This is a genomic window from Vibrio harveyi NBRC 15634 = ATCC 14126 = KCTC 12724 (assembly GCF_001591145.1).
Classification (GTDB): domain Bacteria; phylum Pseudomonadota; class Gammaproteobacteria; order Enterobacterales; family Vibrionaceae; genus Vibrio; species Vibrio harveyi.
This window is the reverse complement of record NZ_BCUF01000019.1, coordinates 86,539-92,836: the sequence shown is the minus strand read 5'-3', so window position 1 is coordinate 92,836 and position 6,298 is coordinate 86,539. Positions and strand designations below refer to the sequence as shown.

Here is a 6,298-nt window from a genome sequence, read left to right as displayed (position 1 = left end):
GGTTACTTGGGTATAAACATCAGCAAGTTCTAACCTATAACCAATAATTCGGTTGGCTCCTTTCGTTTATGCTTTTAAAGCACTAAGAATTTCCATACAATCGGAGAAAATGTTCAGCCCTCTATGGAGCCATAATGAGCGACGTAAAACACTGTAAACTATTAATTCTTGGTTCTGGTCCAGCAGGTTACACCGCAGCAGTCTACGCAGCGCGTGCCAATCTAAACCCTGTGCTTGTGACGGGAATGCAGCAAGGTGGTCAGCTAACGACCACAACAGAAGTTGAAAACTGGCCTGGTGATGCAGAAGGTCTTACTGGTCCTGGTTTGATGGAACGCATGAAAGAGCACGCAGAACGATTCGAAACAGAAATCGTGTTCGATCACATTAACGAAGTGGAATTGTCTCAACGTCCATTCCGTCTAAAAGGTGACTCTGGTGAGTACACTTGTGATGCGTTAATTATTTCTACCGGCGCATCAGCAAAATACCTAGGTCTTGAATCTGAAGAAGCGTTCAAAGGCCGTGGTGTATCGGCATGTGCAACCTGTGATGGTTTCTTCTACCGTAATCAAAAAGTAGCGGTAGTGGGTGGTGGTAACACAGCGGTAGAAGAAGCGCTTTACCTATCAAACATTGCCTCTGAAGTTCACCTGATCCACCGTCGCGACTCATTCCGCGCTGAAAAGATCCTCGTGAAGCGTCTGATGGATAAAGTAGAAAGCGGTAACATCATTCTTCATACTGATCGCACTCTAGATGAAGTGCTAGGTGACGACATGGGCGTTACTGGCGTTCGTATCAAAGATGTGAACAGCGGTGCGACCGAAGATCTCGAAGTAATGGGCGCATTCATCGCAATCGGTCACCAACCAAATACACAGATCTTTGAAGGTCAGGTAGACATGAAAGATGGTTACATCATCGTTCAATCTGGTCTTGAAGGAAACGCAACACAAACCAGCATTAAAGGTGTGTTCGCAGCGGGTGATGTGATGGATCATAACTACCGTCAAGCTATTACCTCTGCAGGTACTGGTTGTATGGCTGCACTGGATGCAGAACGTTTCCTAGACGCACTTACTGACAAATAACTTTTCACATTTGTGTCATATCCTTAAAGCCCAGCGGTATTCCCGCTGGGTTTTCTTTTGTATACTACCGCCTCATTAAAACAATTATCATTAAGCCTTCACGATGGATAAGAAAAAGCAAAGCAGCTTGAATAAGTGGCTTAAGCAACAAAGTAAGTTAGCCAAGCGCTGGCTGATGGTTGCGATAGGCCTAGGCGTACTATCAAGCGTGTTTTTATTGGCTCAAGCAGCCCTGCTCGCCTCCATTCTCCACCAGTTAATCATTGAGCATGTCGACAAAAGTGAACTTGTTTGGCACTTCGTCGGATTAGGTGTCACCGTTGTTGGTCGCGCGGCCTGTACTTGGGGACGCGAAATTGCGGGATACCGTTGTGGTGAACAAATCCGCGTTTATATTCGTCAACTGATTCTCGATAAAGTCCACCAACTTGGTCCTGCTTACATCAAAGGCAAGCCAGCGGGCAGTTGGGCAACTCTGATTTTAGAGCAAGTAGAAGATATGCAAGATTTCTTCTCTCGCTACCTTCCACAAATGTCGTTGTCTGTATTGGTGCCTTTCATCATTCTGGTGGTGGTCTTCCCTATTAACTGGGCAGCGGGTTTAATTTTCCTAGTAACTGCGCCATTGGTTCCAATGTTTATGGCCTTGGTTGGTATGAAAGCCGCTGACGCAAACCGCAAGAACTTCAAAGCACTACAACGTCTTTCTGGGCATTTCTACGACCGCTTACAAGCGATGACAACGATTCGTTTGTTCGATCGCACTAAGTCAGAAACCGAGACATTAAAAGGGGCATCAGAAGTCTTCCGTACACGTACGATGGATGTCTTGAAGATTGCCTTTCTATCTTCTGCCGTGCTTGAGTTCTTCACTTCGATTTCAATTGCGATTACTGCGGTATACTTCGGTTTCAGCTACATCGGTGAACTGAACTTCGGCTATTACGGCGCTGGCGTAACCCTCTTCGCCGGTTTGTTTATTCTGATCCTTGCGCCTGAATTCTATCAACCACTGCGCGATCTAGGCACTTTCTATCATGCGAAGCAGCAAGCAGTCGGTGCAGCAGAAAGCATCGTTGAGTTCTTAGAGCTAGACGTTGACCAAGTGAAAGACGGCAATAAAGTCGTTGAGCAAAACGCAGCGATTCACATCGAAGCCAGTGACCTTGTTATCTTCAGTCCAGAAGGCAAACAACTCGTCGGTCCCCTAACCTTCTCTTTAGACGCCAACCAAAGCACGGCATTAGTTGGCCCTAGTGGTGCAGGTAAAACCAGCTTAGTGAACACCATCCTTGGTTTTATGCCATACAAGGGCAGTCTGAAAGTTAACGGTTGTGAACTATCTGAGCTGGACTTGTCTACATGGCGAAAAGCCATCAGTTGGATTGGGCAAAACCCGATGCTTTTACACGGCAGCATTCGTGACAACGTCACCTTGGGCAAGCAAGATATTCAAGACCAACAAGTCCATTCAGTACTCAACGACTCTCACGCCGCAGAGTTTGTTGAAATGCATGGCTTGGATTACCAAATTTCTGACCGCTCCGGTGGTCTATCTGTTGGTCAGGCACAGCGTCTTGCACTTGCGCGTGCGATGCTACAAAACGGGCGTTTTTGGTTACTCGATGAGCCAACCGCCAGCTTGGATGCTCGGAGCGAGAAACTTGTGATGGAAGGCATCGGTAAATACACCGAATCCACCACTAACTTGATGATCACTCACCAATTGGCACCACTGCAAAATGTGTCTCAGATTTTGGTGATGCAAGAAGGTCAAATTGTCCAACGTGGTGATTACGAAACTCTGGCATCTCAAGATGGTTTATTTAAAGAAATGTTGGCTGCCAACCTAGCTCAACGTGAATCAGACAAGGGGAACTTAGATGCGTGATTTACTCCCTTATCTAAAACTGTATAAAAAGCACTGGTTTGGTTTGTCGCTGGGTATGCTACTGGCTTTCCTAACACTGGCCGCTTCCATTGGTCTGCTAACCTTATCAGGCTGGTTTATTTCGGCTGCTGCTGTGGCAGGATTGACCATAGCTCGCGAGACCTTTAACTACATGTTGCCTGGCGCAGGTGTTCGTGGTGCGGCAATGGCACGTACGGCAGGTCGTTGGGGTGAACGAGTGGTTAGCCACAATGCGACCTTCAAGCTACTAACGGATCTACGTATCTTCTTCTTCAAGAAGCTTGCGCCGTTGATCCCCGGTCGTGTTTCGACTTTGCGTGATGCAGACTTACTAAACCGTCTAGTGGCGGATGTAGATGCAATGGATCATGTTTATTTGCGTCTTATCAGCCCTGTGATTGTTGGCGTATTCGGCATCTTGTCGCTAACCGCAGTGCTTGCTTTCTTTGACTGGCATCTTGCCCTATTGCTTGGCGGTATTCTAACGGTAATGCTGTTAGTGTGGCCGGTACTGTTCTACAAACTGGGTAAGCATAACGGCGAACATCTGACACAAAATAAAGCACAGCTACGCGTGGCAACATTAGACTGGTTGCAAGGTTACAGCGAACTAAGCTTATTCGGCGCAGAAGAGCGCTACCGCAATGTGATTCTTGAGAAGCAAAAACAACTGCTATCCAACCAGTTTGTCAACGCGAACCTAACGGGCATGGCGTCTGGCCTGCTGATGCTAGCGAATGGTTTAACGCTCGTTGCGATGCTGTGGTTTGCTGCGGATGGCGTTGGTGGTCGTGCGCCAGATCCTTGGATTGCGCTGTTCGCATTTGCCACCATGGCGAGCTTTGAAATTCTGATGCCAATCGCCGGTGCTTTCCAATACCTAGGTCAAACACTGACTTCAGCACGTCGATTAAACGAAATCACGCTAGCTGAACCAGACGTTATCTTCCCTGAACGTTCTAAACGCGAAGATAAGCCGTTAGATATTGAGTTCAGTAAGGTAGATTTCACCTACCCTGATGGTCAGCAAAAAGTACTGAAAGATCTAACGCTATCACTGCCACTGGGCTCGAAAACGGCGATTGTTGGTCAAACTGGTTCAGGTAAATCAACACTTATTCAATTGCTTTGTCGCTACTGGGATGTAAACCAGGGGCAAGTGAGCATCGGTGGCGCACCTCTGCAAGATTGGAGTGAATCTGATCTGCGCGCGGCAATCACAGTAGTAAGCCAACGTGTTGATGTTCTTAATGGCACATTGCGTGACAACCTGCTGCTTGCAGCCCCTGAAGCCACGGACGAGCAGCTAGCTGATATTCTGACCAAAGTGGACTTGGCGAATCTCTTAGAAGAGCCAGGATTGAACGCTTGGTTAGGTGATGGCGGACGTCAACTGTCTGGTGGTGAAAAGCGTCGAATTGGTATTGCGCGCGCTCTATTGCGTGATGCCCCAATCCTGCTTCTTGATGAACCAACTGAAGGTCTAGACAAACGCACAGAGCAAACGGTAATGGCACTGTTCAAAGAGCACTTTGCGAACAAAACCGTGGTATTTATCACCCACCGTTTAATTGAGCTAGAGAGTATGGACAAAATCTGTCTGATGGAGCAAGGCGAGATCATCGAACAAGGTAGCCACCAAGCGCTACTAGCTGAGAAAGGTCGTTACCACCAGCTATTACAATCTCTGTAGTCTGGAATTAACATAAACAAAGGGCTCATCCATTGATGAGCCCTTTTTTATACCAATCACAGTAAGCAAGTGTTCAGAGTTAACGCAGGAAAAACGCTTGAGAACAAGGCTAAAATTTTCTATAAGTAGTTACTCTACAATTAACTTACTTTGAAACGAAAAGTAAACAAAGTTATCAAGTGTTATAACCAGCTCGAATGACCAGTTATTTGCTACGATTGGTATTACTCTCGCAGTTCCCAAAGCAAGAGCAAACTCGATTATCGACCAGATTTCGCAAGGTACGCCGACATTTCAGTCTCTGGCACCATGCCGCCACCCGTCGCCCAAACTAGGTGAATGGCGTTCTTCATCTTATCTTCACTAAATTGCATTCGAGCTTGGTAAACTTGGTCTTGTGAAACGTGAACTGCTCCCATCATGCCCGCCAACGCAGAAGGCTCTAAACGAATGTCTTCTTGTTCACTTAGCTCACCTAGATGATGGTACATGCGCTCATCCGTCATGGTGTAGTAACCATCAAGCAGTCTTTCCATTGCTCGTCCCACAAAACCAGACGCACGCCCTACCGCTAGACCATCAGCGGCAGTAATGTTGTCGATACCAAGATCTTGCACCGCGATGTCATCATGTAAGCCAGTATGCACCCCAAGCAGCATACACGGAGAGTGTGTCGGCTCCGCGAAGATACAATGAACGTGGTCACCAAATGCCATCTTCAAGCCAAACGCCACACCACCAGGGCCACCGCCCACCCCACAAGGTAGGTAAACGAACAGAGGGTGCTCCGCGTCAACGATGATACCCATATCATCAAACTGTTGCTTCAAGCGTTCGCCTGCAACGGAATAACCTAAGAACAAGGTCTGAGAGTTCTCATCATCAATAAAGAAGCAAGTTGGATCTTTCTCCGCTTCTTTGCGTCCCTGCTCTACAGCAACACCGTAATCTTGCTCGTACTCCACCACGTTTACGCCATGAGAACGCAGCTTGTTTTTCTTCCACTCTCGTGCATCCGCTGACATATGAACCGATACCGAGAAGCCAAGTTTTGCACTCATGATGCCGATAGACATACCTAGATTCCCTGTCGAACCTACGGCAATGCTGTACTGCTGAAAGAACTGACGAAACTCTTCACTGAACAATTTGCTGTAATCATCACTTTCACTTAGAAGCCCAGCTTCAATCGCCAACTTCTCTGCATGTGTTAGTACTTCATAGATGCCACCACGCGCCTTTATTGATCCTGAAATAGGCAAATGACTGTCTTTTTTAAGCATCAAACGTCCAAGAATTTGAGTGCCATATTGCGCTTCCAAGCAGGACTTCATCTTGTCGATGTCAACAACGTTCGATTCAATAATTCCGTTAGAAGCCGCCGTTTCTGGGAAGGCTTTCATTAAGTATGGAGCAAAGCATTTTAGTCGTTCACTCGCGTCTTTGATGTTGGCAGCACCTAAACCAACGTACGGCAGACCTTCTTCAAGTGTGGTGATATTTGGGTTGAACCAAACCACCTCTTCTAACCCAATGAGTCGCTCAACCAAAGGGAATTCTGCTACTAGTGCGTTTACGTTATGCGTAGTCATTATTGTT

4 protein-coding genes are annotated in these 6,298 nt (G+C 46.9%); 3 read left to right on the top strand and 1 reads right to left on the bottom strand.

Annotated elements, in window-relative coordinates:
- The first annotated feature begins 134 nt into the window (after nucleotides 1-134).
- The 3 genes from trxB (at nucleotide 135) to cydC (ending at nucleotide 4,699) form a co-directional block, all read left to right on the top strand.
- On the top strand, nucleotides 135-1,094 hold the full coding sequence (gene trxB / locus VHA02S_RS11915; protein WP_005444498.1) for a thioredoxin-disulfide reductase: 960 nt from the start codon (nucleotides 135-137) through the stop codon (nucleotides 1,092-1,094).
- A gap of 103 nt (nucleotides 1,095-1,197) precedes the next feature.
- Nucleotides 1,198-2,985 carry a heme ABC transporter permease/ATP-binding protein CydD gene (cydD, locus tag VHA02S_RS11910; protein ID WP_005444500.1) on the top strand — a complete coding sequence of 596 codons (1,788 nt, stop codon included), beginning with the start codon at nucleotides 1,198-1,200 and terminating at the stop codon, nucleotides 2,983-2,985.
- A complete protein-coding gene (cydC, locus tag VHA02S_RS11905) occupies nucleotides 2,978-4,699 on the top strand; it encodes a heme ABC transporter ATP-binding protein/permease CydC (RefSeq protein ID WP_038898863.1) in 1,722 nt (573 codons plus the stop codon). The genes cydD and cydC overlap by 8 nt, the downstream gene beginning before the upstream one ends.
- Nucleotides 4,700-4,959: 260 nt before the next feature.
- Here cydC and dsdA read toward each other — a convergent pair whose 3' ends face one another.
- Entirely contained in the window at nucleotides 4,960-6,291 is a 1,332-nt protein-coding gene (dsdA, locus tag VHA02S_RS11900; protein WP_038898862.1) for a D-serine ammonia-lyase, read from the bottom strand.
- Between the last annotated feature and the right edge of the window lie 7 nt (nucleotides 6,292-6,298).

Coding starts and splice junctions, on each gene's coding strand:
- trxB (WP_005444498.1), top strand. CDS start 135: ATGAGCGACGTAAAACACTGTAAACTATTAATTCTTGGTTCTGGTCCA.
- cydD (WP_005444500.1), top strand. CDS start 1,198: ATGGATAAGAAAAAGCAAAGCAGCTTGAATAAGTGGCTTAAGCAACAA.
- cydC (WP_038898863.1), top strand. CDS start 2,978: ATGCGTGATTTACTCCCTTATCTAAAACTGTATAAAAAGCACTGGTTT.
- dsdA (WP_038898862.1), bottom strand. CDS start 6,291: ATGACTACGCATAACGTAAACGCACTAGTAGCAGAATTCCCTTTGGTT.